11 protein-coding genes are annotated in these 15123 nt (G+C 70.9%); 5 read left to right on the plus strand and 6 right to left on the minus strand.

All coding sequences use genetic code 11. The annotated features are described in order from the left end of the window. Nucleotides 1-32 precede the first annotated feature (32 nt). A complete protein-coding gene (locus ACQEVY_RS18990) occupies nt 33-1670 on the plus strand; it encodes a SagB/ThcOx family dehydrogenase (protein WP_432950000.1) in 1638 nt (545 codons plus the stop codon). Between the two features lie 81 nt (nt 1671-1751). Then, the gene (locus ACQEVY_RS18995) at nt 1752-3002 is read left to right on the plus strand and encodes a sensor histidine kinase (RefSeq protein WP_432950002.1); all 1251 of its coding nucleotides are present in this window, start codon (nt 1752-1754) and stop codon (nt 3000-3002) included. 94 nt (nt 3003-3096) lie between these two features. Here ACQEVY_RS18995 and ACQEVY_RS19000 read toward each other — a convergent pair whose 3' ends face one another. The 6 genes from ACQEVY_RS19000 to ACQEVY_RS19025 form a co-directional block, all read right to left on the minus strand. Continuing rightward, entirely contained in the window at nt 3097-3702 is a 606-nt protein-coding gene (locus ACQEVY_RS19000; protein WP_432950004.1) for a response regulator transcription factor, read from the minus strand. A gap of 106 nt (nt 3703-3808) precedes the next feature. Next, nucleotides 3809-4864 (minus strand): ScbA/BarX family gamma-butyrolactone biosynthesis protein, encoded by a 1056-nt coding sequence (locus tag ACQEVY_RS19005; RefSeq protein WP_432950006.1) that lies wholly within the window; start codon nt 4862-4864, stop codon nt 3809-3811. A gap of 253 nt (nt 4865-5117) precedes the next feature. Continuing rightward, nucleotides 5118-6785: an FAD-dependent monooxygenase gene (locus tag ACQEVY_RS19010; protein ID WP_432950008.1), complete on the minus strand. Its 1668-nt coding sequence runs from the start codon at nt 6783-6785 to the stop codon at nt 5118-5120. Further along, nucleotides 6782-7459, minus strand: coding sequence for an HAD family hydrolase (locus ACQEVY_RS19015; protein WP_432950010.1), 678 nt, complete (start codon nt 7457-7459; stop codon nt 6782-6784). Before ACQEVY_RS19015 ends, ACQEVY_RS19010 begins: the two co-directional genes overlap by 4 nt. Nucleotides 7460-7860: 401 nt before the next feature. Then, nucleotides 7861-10209 (minus strand): MMPL family transporter, encoded by a 2349-nt coding sequence (locus ACQEVY_RS19020; RefSeq protein ID WP_432950012.1) that lies wholly within the window; start codon nt 10207-10209, stop codon nt 7861-7863. A gap of 30 nt (nt 10210-10239) precedes the next feature. Beyond that, nucleotides 10240-11271 (minus strand): SMP-30/gluconolactonase/LRE family protein, encoded by a 1032-nt coding sequence (locus ACQEVY_RS19025; RefSeq protein WP_432950014.1) that lies wholly within the window; start codon nt 11269-11271, stop codon nt 10240-10242. 338 nt (nt 11272-11609) lie between these two features. On the opposite strand from ACQEVY_RS19025, the gene ACQEVY_RS19030 reads away from it, so the two are divergent. The 3 genes from ACQEVY_RS19030 (at nt 11610) to fdxA (ending at nt 14940) form a co-directional block, all read left to right on the plus strand. Beyond that, nucleotides 11610-13523, plus strand: a complete 1914-nt coding sequence (locus ACQEVY_RS19030; RefSeq protein ID WP_432950016.1) for a 2-oxoacid:acceptor oxidoreductase subunit alpha — start codon at nt 11610-11612, stop codon at nt 13521-13523. Further along, on the plus strand, nt 13513-14544 hold the full coding sequence (locus ACQEVY_RS19035; protein WP_432950018.1) for a 2-oxoacid:ferredoxin oxidoreductase subunit beta: 1032 nt from the start codon (nt 13513-13515) through the stop codon (nt 14542-14544). The genes ACQEVY_RS19030 and ACQEVY_RS19035 overlap by 11 nt, the downstream gene beginning before the upstream one ends. Before the next feature lie 75 nt (nt 14545-14619). After that, nucleotides 14620-14940, plus strand: coding sequence for a ferredoxin (gene fdxA / locus ACQEVY_RS19040; RefSeq protein ID WP_432950020.1), 321 nt, complete (start codon nt 14620-14622; stop codon nt 14938-14940). Nucleotides 14941-15123 lie beyond the last annotated feature (183 nt).

Raw genomic sequence — 15123 nt, forward strand, 5'->3', positions numbered from 1 at the left:
CACCGTCGACCATCCACTACCAGGAGCCCCCCATGTCCGCCGAGAGGTCGTTCAGCACAGCCGTGACCGCGCAGGCCGAGAGGCGCTGCGTCTCCTTCTGGTCGCTCCGTGAGGACGTCGTGGTGGACACGAGCGGTCCGAGCGGTTCCGTGGTGCTCTCCGGACGGTGGGGGGAGGTCCGGTTGCGCGGGGCGGGCCCGGCGGTCCGTGAGGCGCTGCGCCGGATGAGCCTCGGCCCGGTCTCGCTGGCCAACGCGGTGGACGAGCCGGCGGCCGACGACGCCGTGCGCCCCTCCTCACCCGGAGGGCGCACGGCCGGGCCGGCCGCCGGGGGCCCCGAGGCCGAGATCCTCGCGGTGCTGCACCGGCTGCAGCACCTGGTGGTGCGCTCGCTGAGCCTGGAGGAGTCGGACCAGCTGCTGATGTCGGTGGTCCCGATCGCCCAGTCGGCCCGTTACCTGCCGGTCGCGGCCGGCCGGCACCATCCTGTGCGGCTGTCCCGCTTCGCGTTCCTGCGCAGCGAGGGCCAGGGCTTTGTCCTGGAGTCCCCCGCGTCGCTGTACCGCGTAGTGATGCACGGCCCGGAGGCCGCCTTGGTGGTCAGCATGCTCGGCCGGCCGGTCACCGTGGACGCGATGGCGGCCGCCGTACCGCTGGCCGTCCCGGCGATCGCCGGCATCGTCGCGCATCTGCTGGCGACCGGCATGGTGGTCCCCGCCGAACAGCCGTCACCGGTGCCCGGCACCGGGCCCAACGGAGAGGGCGCCCACGGCGATACCCCGCTCAACGGCGGCGCGGTCCCGCACTTCGCCGAGGACCAGGATCCGGCGCTGCTGTCGTGGTCCGCCGTCGACCTGCTCTTCCACAGCCGCTCGACGCTCGGCCGGCACGACGCGGACTTCGGCGCCACCTACCCGCTCGCCCACCGCATGGCCCCCGCTCCGGCCGTCAAGCCGCTGCCGGAAGGACCGCGCCTGCCCCTCGCCCGGCCCTCCCTGAGTGAGGTGGCGGCGAGCGATCCCCCGCTGACCACCGTGGTCGAGGAGCGCCGCAGCATCCGGTCCTACGGCTCCACCCGGCTCACGGCCGCCGCGCTGGGCGAGTTCCTGTACCGGGCGCTCAGGATTCGCAGCGTGTACGAGTCGCGCGGCGCGGGCCGGTACGAGGAAGCCTTCACCGACCGCCCCTATCCCAGCGGCGGCCGCGCCTACGAGCTGGAGTTCTATCTCACCGTCCGGGACTGCACCGACATCCCGCCGGGCACCTACTACTACGCCCCGCTGGAGCACTGCCTGGTGCGACTCGGCGACAGCGGGACGGACTCGACGCTGTCCGAGCGGCTCGCGGAGGCGCAGATCGCGGCCGGGCTGGCCGCGCCACCCGCCGTGGTCATGACCATCACCTCGCGCATCCACCGCCTGTCCTGGAAATACAGCGGCCTGCCCTACGCACTGACGCTCACGCACGTCGGCGCGGTGATCCAGAACCTGTATCTGATCGGCACCGCGATGGGCCTGGCTCCATGTGCCCTGGGCAGCGGCGACATCGAACTGGCCGCCCGCGCCACCGGCACCGACTGGCGGATCGAGCCAAGCGTCGGCGGCTTCATCCTGGGTACACCGTCCGAGCTGCCACCAACTCCCACCATTAATCACACAGTTGGCGCATGAGTCCTACACATACCCCTTCTTATTTCAACAACCCCGCATACACTGACAGCACTTGATCCAGTACGCGTTGTGGGGGCGTTCATGAGGGCAGCCGCGCCGTTTTCGGGGAGAGACGGCGACACATCCTTACGGGACCTCTCCACAGGCGGCGCCGGTGGTGCCGCCCTGTCGGCGGTGGTTCGCGCGCTGGGCCTCAACGCCCCGCCGCCCCGGCTCGCCCTGAGTCTCGTACTGATCGTCGAGTGCGGCTTCGTCCTGGTGGGCTTCCTGAACATCCTGGACGCGGAGCCGAGCGCGTTCACCCTCGTCGCCTCGGGCGTCGGCTTCAGCCTCATCTTCCTTCTCCAGCTGGTCCACTCCTCGTACCGTCTGCGGCACTTCCGGGCCCGCTGGTACCGCTGGACCCTCACCCTGCAGGCCTTGCTGACCTATCTGCCGCTGTTCGCCCTGGGGTTCGGGTGGGGCGGCATGGCCGGGTTCCTGGGCGCCTCCCTGTTGCTGGTGCTGCGGCCCGTGGTGGCCTGGCCGCTGTTCGGGCTCGTCGCCGCGGCGGCCGCCGTCACGGGGCCGATGCTGGGCATGAATGCCGCGACCTCGGTCTACATCGCCGTCGCCACCGTGCTGACGGGGCTGATCGTGTACGGGCTGACCCGGCTCGCCCAACTCGTGGTCGACGTGCAGACGGCACAGATGGAGCTCACCCGGCTGGCCGTCACCCAGGAACGGCTGCGGTTCGCCCGGGACCTGCACGACCTGCTCGGCTACAGCCTGTCGGCCGTCACCCTCAAGAGCGAACTGGCGTTGCGCCTCGTACCCGCCGACCCCGAGCGCGCTCAAGAGGAACTGAAGAGCATCCTGGAGATCTCCCGGCAGGCACTGGCCGACGTCCGCACGGTCGCCCGCGGCTACCGGGACATGTCGCTCACCACCGAGGCGGTGTCGGCGCAGGCGATCCTGGAGGCCGCCGGCATCCAGGTGACCGCGGACTTCCGCGGCGAGCCCGCCGAGGACGAGGTGAACACCATCATGGCCACCGTGCTCCGGGAGGCCATCACCAATCTGCTGCGCCACAGCAAGGCGGAGCACTGTCGGCTCGAGAGCTGTACGACCGACTCGGGCGAGCTGGTCCTCACCATCGCCAACGACGGGGTGCAGTGGGCCCCGGACTATCCTCAGGACCTGCCGGGGATCGTGGACGGCAGCGGCCTGGGGAACCTGCAGTTCCGGCTGACGAAAGTCGGCGGCAGCCTCTCGTCCGGACTGGACGACGCGGGATGGTTCATCGTGCGGGCCGTGGCCCCGCTCCGGCAACCGACCCGCGGCGCCGGGTGAACGGGCGCCGTCCCCGAGTGCGCGACAACCACAACGGACCCGCAGCCGACCACCACCAACAACCCGGCGGACGAGACCGACCCGCCCCGTCACCTCACAGCCAGCCGCTCTCCCGGGCCACCCGGATCGCGTCGACCCGGTTGCGTGCGTTGAGCTTCGTGACCACCGTCGTCAGATAGTTCCGCACCGTGCCCACCGAGAGGAACAGCCGGCCGGCGATCTCCGCCGCCTCCGCTCCGTCCGCGGCCATCCGCAGTACCTCCGCCTCACGGGGGGTCAGCGGATTCTCGCCGTTGTCGAAGGCCGCCAGGGCGAGTTGGGGGTCGATGACCCGCCGTCCCGCCGCGACCTGCCGCACCGCGTCGGCCAGTCGGTCCGCCGGCGCGTCCTTGAGGAGGAACCCGCTCACCTGGGCCGCGAGCGCTTTGCGGAGTGTCCCCGGCCGGCCGAGGCTCGTGAGGATCAACGTACGGCACGAGGGCAGTTGTTCCGCCAGCTGGGCCGCGGCGCTCAGTCCGTCCAGACCGGGCAGGTCGACGTCGATGACGGCGACGTCGGGGGTGCAGTCCAGTGCCGTACTGACGATGCGGTCGCCCCGTTCGACCTCCGCGACGATCTTCAGGTCGCCCTCCAGAGCCAGCAGAGCCACCAGTGCTCCACGGACCATGTGCATGTCCTCGGCGAGCAGGATGCGTATCAAAATGCTTCCCCCGTCAGGCTCGGACGGCCGGACCGATCTATTTGACGGGAACATTACTTGACGGAGTGTTTGTCCGGGGAGCTCCACCGAGCAATTCCTTTAAAGTTCAACCCCACTGTGCCACATCAAGGCGCATGGCCGTGGTGACCGTCTCCTCCTGTACGGCTTCCACTGCGACCGGAGTGGTGAAAGTGCCCAGTTCCTCGTCCCAGCGGAATCCGTCCACGGTCGCCCGCAGCCTGGTGATCCGGTCCAGCTCCGCGTAGTCCGTGAAGTCGGTGGCGATGGAGGCGACCGACAGGCTGTACGGGTCGAGGGCGTGCAGCCGGGCCACGGCGGCGACGGCCAGCTGGCGCGCGGCCTCCATCTGCAGATGGCCCGGCACATGGTCCAACGGGTGGTCGAAGACGTGCGGATGGCTGGTGTCCACCACCAACTGGCAGGAGAACCGCCCCGGTTCGGTGTCCGCGGCGGGCTGGGTGACGAACACGTTCCGGGCGTCGCGCCGCCCCACGGCGCACGGTTCGGCCGCCGTGAAGCGCGGCAGCAGGAAGCCGGGGTGGTCGGGCACCTGCCGCCTGCTCCGCATGGCCAGGTAAGCGGTCTTGGACAGGATCAGCAGCCCGCCCCCGCCCCGCATCGCGGTCCGTCCGTCGACCTCGACGTCCCCGGTGTAGCTGAACCCCTGCACCCGGCCCGCCCGGTTGCGGCGGATCCGCACGGCCATGTTGATCCGCGCGTCGGCAGGCCGCCGGCCTATGCGTAAAGGCTCGAACGCGGTCGTACGGAGTGCGAGGTCCCGGAAGATGAACGCGGAGTCCAGAGGCACCCCCAGATGGCGGTGGGCGACCAGGACCCCGGCCTGACGCACCACCTCCACCAGCAGGGTGAAGTCGTACAGCGGGGAGTTCTCCCCGATCAGATGGGCGCGCGGGAGCTGCGCGGCCACGACGAAGCTGTCCTCGCCCGTCTCGGCCGAGTCGGTGACGAAGACCTCGGCTATCGAGGCTCTGTGCACAAGGGTGCGGGGAACGGTCGCGTCGTAGCTCAGCTCCACCTCGGCGTTCCGGGGGCGCTCCGGGGTCGTCCCGGACGCGGCCGCGGATGTGGGCGTGGACGTGGCCGCAGTCGTGGGCGTAGACGCGGACATGGGGATGGTCATGGTCAGGGTTGATCCTTCCAAGGAGGTGCCACGATCGGTGTGCCGGGCCGCGTGAGGGGTCCTTGCACTATGAGCGTCCGATCAGGGCGCGTGGTCTGGTGCCGTGCATCGCAAGGCGCCGGAAGGTCCTCGATGGGGGTGCCCCCGCTCGAGCGGAGCCGAGAGTGGGGGAGGAGCTACTAGGGCCTTTCGGCAACGCGGCGAGGTGCGGTGCCAGGCCGCGCGACCCGGACGGGCATAGTGCAAGGGCCCCTCAGGGCCGTACGGCCGGAACCGGGGTGACACGTGGCGGACGGGACGGCAGCCGGTCGAGGAGCGCGTCGAGACCGGCCGGGCCCGAGCGGGCCGCGACGACACCATCGGGCCGCAGGTACGCGCACCACGGGGACCCGGAGCCGCCGGGCGCTGCACCCGCCTCTCGTGCGACGGCGAACCCGGCGCCGTCCCGCGGGAGTTGACCGGGAGCCGGGTCCGCGGGCCGAATCCACAGCACCCGCACCGCGTCCCCCGCACCCCTCTCCGCCACGATGGCCGCGGCTCGCGCGGCCAGTTCCCCGGCGGCCTGGTCGCCATGCAGCAGCACGGTGTGCCGGCCGGCCGACAGATAGGCGTGGAGCGACACCGCCGTCGTGCCGTGTACCGGGGCCAGCGCCAGGTCGGGGGCGCGCCGTCCGAGCCGCAGGATGCCCGGCACGGCCGGGGCGCCGTCGAGATCGGCGACCGCCGGGCTCCCGGAGTGGTCCAGGTCGAGCTGGGCGAGCAGCGGGATCGCCTTCTTCTCCAGCAGGCCGGTGGCGGACAGCAGCCGCATCACCGTGTCCCGCAGGAGCCGCGCCGCCGGACTGCGCAGCAGCCACATCCGGGTCTGCTGGTCACCGTTCGCGACCGCCCTGACGGATGCCGGACGGCGTTCCGCCTCGTAGCTGTCGAGCAGCGCCGGATCAGCGCCGCGTACCACGCTCGCGAGCTTCCAGCCCAGGTCGTAGCCGTCCTGGATGCCGGTGTTGAGCCCCTGGCCGCCTGCGGTGGTGTGGGCGTGCACCGCGTCGCCCGCCAGCAGGACCGGACCCTCGCGGAACCGCGGGGCGACCTTGGCGTGTACCCGGAAGCGGCTGGACCACCAGGTGCCGTGCAGACGCAGCCCGCCCGGGCCGCGCTCGTGGAGGAGCCGCTGCAGCAACTCCTCGGTGGGCGGGTCGGTCTGCCCGTCCGGCTCCATGTCGAAGAAGACCCGGTGGCCGTCGGGCTGAGGGACGATCACCAGCACCCCGTCCGGTGTGATGTGGTGCTGCACCTCGGCCTCGGCGGCCGCGCCCTCCAGTCGGCCGTCCCCGATCAGGAACATACGGTCGAAAGTGTGCCCCTCGAAGGGGATGCCGACGCTATCGCGCACCAGGCTGCGGGCACCGTCGGCGGCGATCAGCCAGGGCACCGTCACCGTCTCCTCGCCACGGGCCGAGCGCAGGGTCAGGGTCACCGACTGCGCGGAGCCGCCGCTCACGGACTGCGCGGGACCGCCGCGGTTCACGGTCACCGCCGTGGCCTCGGTCTCCCACTCGACGGTGCCGCCGAGTTCCGTGAGCCGGGCGTGCAGCGCCTGCTCGGTGACCGGCTGCGGTACGCAGAGAGGGCCGGGGAAGGCGGTGCCCGTCAACCCGCCGAAGCGCGCCCCGGCGATGCGTCGGCCCTTCGACCAGTACGACGCCCCGGCCAGCGGTAACGCCACCTCGCGGATCTTCTCCGCGACGCCGAGGCGGTCCAGGCATTCCAGGGCACCGCTCCACAGCACAAGACCCTTGGGCGCGATGCCGGGACCGGGGCGCCGGTCGACGACGCGGCAGGGCACGCCGAGGTCCCACAGCACGCAGGCGGCGGTGAGCCCGGTGGGCCCGGCGCCGACGACCAGAACCGGTGCGGTCATCGCGACCCACCTCCCGTGGCTCCGGCGGGCACGGCCACGGGGCGGTGGAGCAGGGCCGAGATCTCGCGAACGGCACTGGCGGTGTCGGCGAACCGCACGGCGCGGATGCCGAGTTCGGCCGCGGCCTTGCAGTTCTCCTCCGTGTCGTCGACGAAGAGGCAGCGCTGCGGGGTCGTGCCGAGCCGGTCGAGCAGGATCCGGTAGATGGCCGGGTCCGGCTTGCGTACGCCCTCGCGGTGCGAGTCCACGACGACGTCGAAGAGTTCGTCGACGGGGAGCTGGGCGCGCCACAGCGGCTCCCACTCACGGACGTTGTTGGTGAGCAGGGCGAGCCGGTACCCGTCGCGGCGCAGGGCACGCAGAAACGCCAGGAACGGCTCGTTGGGGCGCCGGCCGCGGAACCACAGCTCGCCGAAGCTGTGCCCGCCGGCGAGGATCCGGCCCGCCTCCTCGGGCAGTTCGGCGAGAATCCGGTCCACCATCTGCCGCTCCGTGATCGCGCCGGTCTCCAGGGCGGCCATCGGTGTCTCCCCGTGGCGTTCCGTCGCCGCCAGGAACGCCTGGGCGAGGTCGCCCGCCTCGATCCCGGCCAGTTCGGCGAAGGCGGCGAAGGTCTCCACGAGCGGGTTCGTCAGCACACCGCCGTAATCGACGACCACCGTGTCGACGGCCATGTCGCTCCCTTCTCTGAACTCTCTCAGCACAACGCGGCGTACCGACCACGCCCGCGACGCGGATGGTTGTGCGGATGTCATCGGACTGCTCCCCCTTGCTCCGGTTAGCGGTGGTTCCGTCGTTCCCGGCCGGTCGGGCGGTTGCCCGACCCCGATCCGGCGTCCGCCTCACGCGGTGCCCCGGACGCTAACGACGACCGCTTGCGCCCCGCCAAAGCGAGTTCGGCCGCCAAAGCGAGTGCGGGAGGACCCTGGAGGTCCCCTGCCAAAGCGAGTGCGGGAGGACCCTGGAGGTCCCCTGCCAAAGCGAGTGCGGGAGGACCCTGGAGGTCCCCTGCCAAAGCGAGTGCGGGAGGACCGTGGAGGTCCTCCCGCACTCTCAACTCGCGTCGGTGACAGCGTCAGTCGGACGGCTTCCCCACCACCGCGTGGACCACGGCCGCCGGTTCCCCGGCCTCTGCCTCCCGCACCGGTGCTTCCGCTGCGTCCGGTGCCGGAGCGGGTCGTACCGAGCCGCCTTCACTGATGCCGAACCGCGCGTGCAGACGGCGGAGCGGCCCGGGTGCCCACCACGTGGCCCGGCCGGTGAGCGACAGGACCGCGGGCACCAGGAGCGTACGGATCACCATCGCGTCCATGAGGATCGCGAGAGCGACGCCCAGTCCGAGCATCTTCGTGTTGGTGATCCGGGAGGTGCCGATGGCCACCATGACGACCGAGAGGACGAGCGCGGCGGCGGTGATGACACCCCCGGTGCTGCGGATCCCCTCCACCACGGCGGCCTTGTGGTCGAGTACGCGCTCCCGTTCCTCCTTGATCCGGGAGAGCAGAAAGATCCCGTAGTCCATGGAGAGCCCGAAGGCCAGGCAGAACATCAGCACCGGCAGCGCCGTCTCGATGCTCCCGGTCGGGGTGAAGCCCAGCACACCCGAGAGGTGCCCGTCCTGGAAGACCCACACCACGGCCCCCAGCATCGCGGTCAGACTGAGCGCGTTGAGCAGCACCGCCTGCACCGGCACCAGCACACTGCCGGTGAGCAGGAACACCAGGACCAGCGTGGCGAGCACGATGATGCCGACGGCCCACGGCAGGCCCCGCCCGATGGCGGACTGGCTGTCGATCAGGGCCGCGGTCGTCCCGGAGGTGTACGTCGCGAAGGGCGCCTCCACTGCCCGTACGCCCCGTACCAGGTCCTTGCCCTCGTCGGAGACGGCCTCCACGCCGGGCACCACGGTGAGGTAGGAGATGTCGCCGGAGGTGCGGTCGGGCTGTGCCGGCCCGGCGGACCGGCCGTCGCTGTAGCGGCCCGTCGGCGCGTCCACCCGCAGCACACCGGGGAGCCGGGACAACTGCTCGGCGTAGCCGCCGAGTTCAGCGGCGGGCGCCTGCCGGGTGACGACCTCGATCGCTCCGGTGGGGCTGCCCTGGAAGCCGTCCCTGATGTGCTCCTGCACCACCCGGGACTCGGCCGACGAGGGCAGCTGCCGGTAGTCGGCGGTGCCGAAGCCGACGTTCAGGAAGGGCGCGCCGAGCAGCAGCAGGACGGCCAGGGTGCCGGTGGCCACCAGGGGCGCACGCCGCATCACCCACCGGGCCAGCCGGGCCCAGCCGGTTCCGGCCTCGGCGGGCTGCCGCTGCTCGCGGGAGCGGCGCCGGACGAGCTTGCGCACGTCGAGCGCGTCGATCCGCCGGCCCAGGACGGCGAGCAGCGCGGGCAGCACGATCAGGGCCGCGGCGGCCGCCAGGACCACCACGCTGATCCCGGCGTACGCGAGGGAACGCAGGAAGTACAGCGGGAAGACCAGCATCGCGGCGAGGGACACGGCGACCGTCGCGGCCGAGAACAGCACCGTCCGCCCTGCGGTGTTGAGGGTGACGGCGAGCGCGGTTGGCGTGTCCCGGCCGGTCGCGAGCTCCTCCCGGTAGCGGCGCACGATCAGCAGCGCGTAGTCGATGGCGAGGCCCAGGCCGAGGGCGGTGGTCAGGTTGGTGGCGAAGACGGAGACGTCGGTGAAGGACGTGAGGACCCGCAGCACCGCGTTGGTGCCGAGGATCGCGATCACGCCGATGCCCAGCGGAAGCAGGGCGGCGACGGCACTGCCGAAGACCACCATGAGGATGAGCAGCGTGATCGGCAGCGCGATGGCCTCGGCGCGCAGCAGGTCCTCACTGATGAAGGTCTGCTGCTCGTGCTGGACGGCGACGCTGCCCCCGATCCGTACGGTGAGGTCGCCCTGCCGCCCGTCGAAGCGCCCGGCGACGCGGTTCTCCAGCGTGCGCTCGGCCGCCAGCTCGTCGCCGGTGAGCCGGGCCACCACCAGGGCCTCCCTGCCGTCCTTGGAGCGCAGCGCCTGGGAGCCGGTGTCCCAGTAGGAGGTGACGCCGGTGACGCCCTTCTGTTCGGCGAGCCGGGCGGCGAGTTCCCGTCCCTGACGCGCCACGTCGGCGTCGTCGACCCGGCTGTCGGTCCGGGCCAGCAGGACGAGGTTGGGGCGGGCGCCGGGGAACTCCCGTTCCAGGATGTCCGCGGCGTACGAGGACTCGGAGGCGGGGTCGACGACACCGCCGCTGCCCCCGCTGCGCAGCCGGTCGGCCACGCCGCTGCCCAGGACGACGGCCCCGGCCAGGAGGATCACGGTGAGCACGAGCAGCAGACGGGCCCGGTCACCGGTCAGCCGGGCGAGGGCGGTGAACAGACCGCGGGGCGGCGTGGTTTCGGGCGGCGGGGTGTCATGGGCTACGGGTGGCATGGGGACTCCCGGGAGATCGAGTGTGGGCCGTCAGCGGCGGCGCAGGTGGAACTGGCCGGGCGTGGAGGACGGGGTGCCGGTCAGGATTTCCCGGAGCCCGCCACTGATCACGTAGTCGCCGTACGGGGTCACGGCGACGGTCGTGGGGTCCTCGACCGGCCAGGTCTGGTCCTGCACCGTGCGCGCGGTACGCCAGTTGTCGGTGGACCGCAGCACCACGACCGCGTCCCTGCCCGCACGTCCACCGGCCAGCGACAGGTCGTTGGCCGCGACGACCAGCGAGCCGTCCGGGCGCAGCGCGATGCCGTCGACGGAGGTCGGCGCACGGTCCAGCCGGACCTCGCTGATCACCGGCCGCGCCGACCGGGGACGGTCGATGCGGAAGAGCCGGCCGCCGTCGTACTTGCCCATGAGGAGGTATCCGGCGGGGTGGTGGACGATGCCGTTCGGTCCCGTGTCGGCGGTGACGAAGCGGTCGTCGCTGATCACCTGGAGGACCTTGCCGTCGCGGCTCACCACGCTGACCGTGTCGACCCCGGTGTCGGTGACGTAGATGGTGCCGTCACGGTCCACGGTGACGTCGTTGGCACGCGGCTCGGGCTGCCCCGCGGACAGATCGACCAGGTGCTGTACGGCACCGGTGGCCAGGTCGAAGACACCGACGCCGGAAACCGGGGGCAGCGAGGGGTCCACGACGCCCAGCTGCCGGAAGAAGTAGTCGGTGTACGCGGCCACTATGCGGCCCCGGGGAGCGTCCACCGCGATGCCGAGCACGGAAACCTGGGCGAACGGGGCGACCAGCGGAGTGACCGAGCCGTCCGCCTTGACCACCGAGATCGTGCCCTGCGCACTCGACCCCACGAGGAACGCCTTCCTCCGCGGATCCCAGGCGACGCCCTCCGGGTACAGGCCCGGCGCGGTGACGGAGAGGGTGCGCGGCAGCGGGCAGCGGGCGGACTTCGCGAACGCCGGCAGTGGTGTGGCGGCGAGTGCGCCGCCCACGGCGCCCGCGGTGGCGAGTCTCAGCACAGTGCGGCGGGAGGCCGGAACTGACGCGTTCATTGTGTGCTCCTTCAGAGACGGTTCAGAGGTGGTGACGACCAGGCGGTGGCGAAGACGGGTGATCGGCCGGCTGATGTGCGGCGCGGCGGAACGGGCGGGCCGGCCGTCCGGCGCCCGTCGCCGGCGGGAGAAACCACCGAGTCCGGCGGCCACCGGCCTGCAAAAGCGTCCCGATCCGCTCTGGAGAACCGCTGAACCGCCGCTGTAACCGGGCACCGACCCGGGCGGAGGCGGGCGGAGGCGCGCTTTGGCCTGCCGCAAGGCACGCTGCCTAGCGTCCCCGTGAGTCAGCGCACGCAGCCGGGCCGGACACCGGAGAGCCAGAGGAGACAAGTCTCGTGACGGTAGACACCGTGGACATCGAAGAAGCCGAGCCGGCGCCGGCCGGGATCAGCACCAAGTCCGTCCGCCGGCTGGATCGGGTCATCATCCGGTTCGCGGGGGACTCGGGTGACGGCATGCAGCTCACCGGTGACCGCTTCACCTCGGAGACGGCGTCCTTCGGCAACGACCTGTCGACGCTGCCGAACTTCCCCGCCGAGATCCGCGCACCTGCCGGGACCCTGCCGGGCGTCTCGTCGTTCCAGCTCCACTTCGCCGACCACGACATCCTCACCCCCGGCGACGCCCCCGACGTCCTGGTCGCCATGAACCCCGCCGCTCTCAAAGCCAACATCAGCGACGTACCACGCGGCGCCGAAGTCATCGTCAACATCGACGAGTTCACCAAACGGGCGATGCAGAAGGTCGGCTACACCACCAACCCTCTCGACGACGGCTCACTCGACGGCTACCGCCTCCACCCCGTACCCCTGACCACATTGACCGTCGGGGCACTCAAGGGATTCGGCCTCTCCCGCAAGGAGGCCGAGCGCAGCAAGAACATGTTCGCGCTGGGCCTGCTGAGCTGGATGTACCACCGGCCGACCGAGGGCACCGAGAAGTTCCTGAAGTCGAAGTTCGCCAAGAAGCCGGACATCGCGGCGGCCAACATCGCCGCCTTCCGCGCCGGCTGGAACTTCGGCGAGACCACCGAAGACTTCGCGGTCTCGTACGAGGTCGCCCCGGCCACGAAGGCGTTCCCGACCGGTACGTACCGCAACATCTCCGGGAACCTGGCCCTGTCCTACGGCCTGATCGCCGCCTCCCGCCAGGCCGACCTGCCGCTGTTCCTCGGCTCGTACCCGATCACCCCGGCCTCGGACATCCTGCACGAACTCAGCAAACACAAGAACTTCGGCGTACGGACCTTCCAGGCCGAGGACGAGATCGCGGGCATCGGCGCAGCGCTGGGGGCGGCGTTCGGCGGTTCGCTGGGCGTGACGACGACCTCCGGGCCGGGCGTGGCGCTGAAGAGCGAGACGATCGGCCTCGCGGTCTCGCTGGAGCTGCCGCTGCTGGTCATCGACATCCAGCGCGGCGGGCCGTCCACCGGTCTGCCGACCAAGACCGAGCAGGCGGATCTGCTGCAGGCGATGTACGGGCGCAACGGTGAGGCACCGGTCCCGGTGATCGCCCCCCACACCCCGGCCGACTGCTTCGACGCCGCCCTGGAAGCCGCCCGCATCGCCCTGACCTACCGCACCCCGGTGATGCTGCTGTCCGACGGCTACCTGGCCAACGGCTCCGAGCCCTGGCGCATCCCGGACATCGATGAACTCCCGGATCTGCGCACGCAGTTCGCGCAGGGCCCGAACCACACCCTGGACGACGGCACCGAGGTCTTCTGGCCGTACAAACGCGACCCGCACACCCTCGCCCGCTCCTGGGCCATCCCCGGCACGCCCGGCCTGGAGCACCGCATCGGCGGCATCGAGAAACAGGACGGCACGGGCAACATCTCGTACGACCCCGCCAACCACGACTTCATGGTGCGTACGCGCCAGGCGAAGGTCGACGGCATCGACGTACCGGACATCGAGGTCGACGACCCTCACGGCGCGCGCACGCTGGTACTGGGCTGGGGCTCGACCTACGGGCCCATCACCGCCGCTGTACGACGGCTGCGCGCGGCCGGGGAGTCCATCGCCCAGGCACACCTGCGCCACCTCAACCCGTTCCCGAAGAACCTGGGAGAGGTCCTCGCACGGTACGAGCGCATCGTCGTACCTGAGATGAACCTCGGTCAGCTCGCCACCCTCATCCGGGCGAAGTACCTGGTCGACGCCCGCTCGTACAACCAGGTCAAAGGAACACCGTTCAAGGCCGAACAGCTCGCCGACACATTGCGGGAGACGCTCCGTGGGAACTGAACTACGCCTCCAGGCAAAGGACTTCAAGTCCGATCAGGAAGTGCGCTGGTGTCCCGGCTGCGGTGACTACGCGATCCTCGCCGCGGTCCAGGGCTTCATGCCGGAGCTGGGCCTGGCCACGGAGAACATCGTCTTCGTCTCCGGCATCGGCTGCTCCTCCCGCTTCCCGTACTACATGAACACGTACGGGATGCACTCCATCCACGGCCGCGCCCCCGCCATCGCCACCGGCCTCGCCACCTCGCGCCGCGATCTGTCCGTCTGGGTCGTCACCGGTGACGGCGACGCGCTCTCCATCGGCGGCAACCACCTCATCCACGCCCTGCGCCGGAACGTCAACCTCAAGATCCTGCTCTTCAACAACCGCATCTACGGCCTGACCAAGGGCCAGTACTCCCCGACCTCCGAGGTCGGCAAGATCACGAAGTCCACGCCGATGGGTTCGCTGGACGCACCCTTCAACCCGGTCTCACTGGCCATCGGCGCGGAGGCGTCCTTCGTGGCACGCACCGTGGACTCCGACCGCAAGCACCTCACCGAGGTCCTGCGCCAGGCCGCCGCCCACCCCGGCACGGCTCTCGTCGAGATCTACCAGAACTGCAACATCTTCAACGACGGCGCCTTCGAAGCCCTCAAGGACAAGCAACAGGCTGAGGAGGCGGTCATCCGGCTCCAGCACGGCCAGCCCATCCGCTTCGGCACGGACGGCGCCAAGGGTGTCGTACGGGATCAGCCGACAGGTGACCTGAAGGTCGTCACCGTCACGCCGGAGAACGAGCAGCAGATCCTGGTCCACGACGCGCACTCCCCGTCCCCCACAACGGCGTTCGCCCTCTCCCGCCTGGCCGACCCCGACACCCTCCACCACACCCCGATCGGCGTCTTCCGCTCCGTCGACCGGCCCGTCTACGACACCCAGATGGCCGACCAGCTCGACACCGCGGTCGAGCAGAACGGCAAAGGCGACCTGGCCGCGCTCCTGGCCGGCGGGGACACCTGGACGGTCGCCCGATCCGCCTGAGCCGCCTGCTCCGCCGTAAAGCCGTATCCGCAAAGCCGTATCCGCCTGATCCGCCGTATCCCGGGGAGGGACAGCATGGCCTATGTGATCGCTCAGCCCTGTGTCGACGTCAAGGACCGGGCGTGCATCGACGAGTGCCCGGTCGACTGCATCTACGAGGGTCCCAGGAAGCTCTACATCCAGCCCGACGAATGCGTCGACTGCGGTGCCTGTGAACCCGTCTGCCCGGTGGAGGCGATCTTCTTCGAGGACGACGTCCCGGCCGAGTGGAGTGCGTACCGGACGGCGGACGCCGAGGTCTTCGCCGTCCTCGGGTCGCCCGGCGGGGCGAGCGCGGCCGGTCCGCTCCCCACCGACCATCCACTGGTCTCCGCACGGTCGGAGCAGGCCGCATAGAGCGTCGCCCCGCCGGGATCCGACCGTGGACGGCTGGATACCGCTTTGGTTCAGCCCGGTTCCAGGCCAGGTACAGGCCGATACCAGGCCAGGTACAGGCCGATACCAGCGGTCCGGGACACCGTGGAGGCGGTGGCGGAATCCTTTCGCCACCGCCCTGTGGCGTTGTGCGCGCCGACCCAC

Source organism: Streptomyces sp. CA-288835, from assembly GCF_050936385.1.
Classification (GTDB): domain Bacteria; phylum Actinomycetota; class Actinomycetes; order Streptomycetales; family Streptomycetaceae; genus Streptomyces.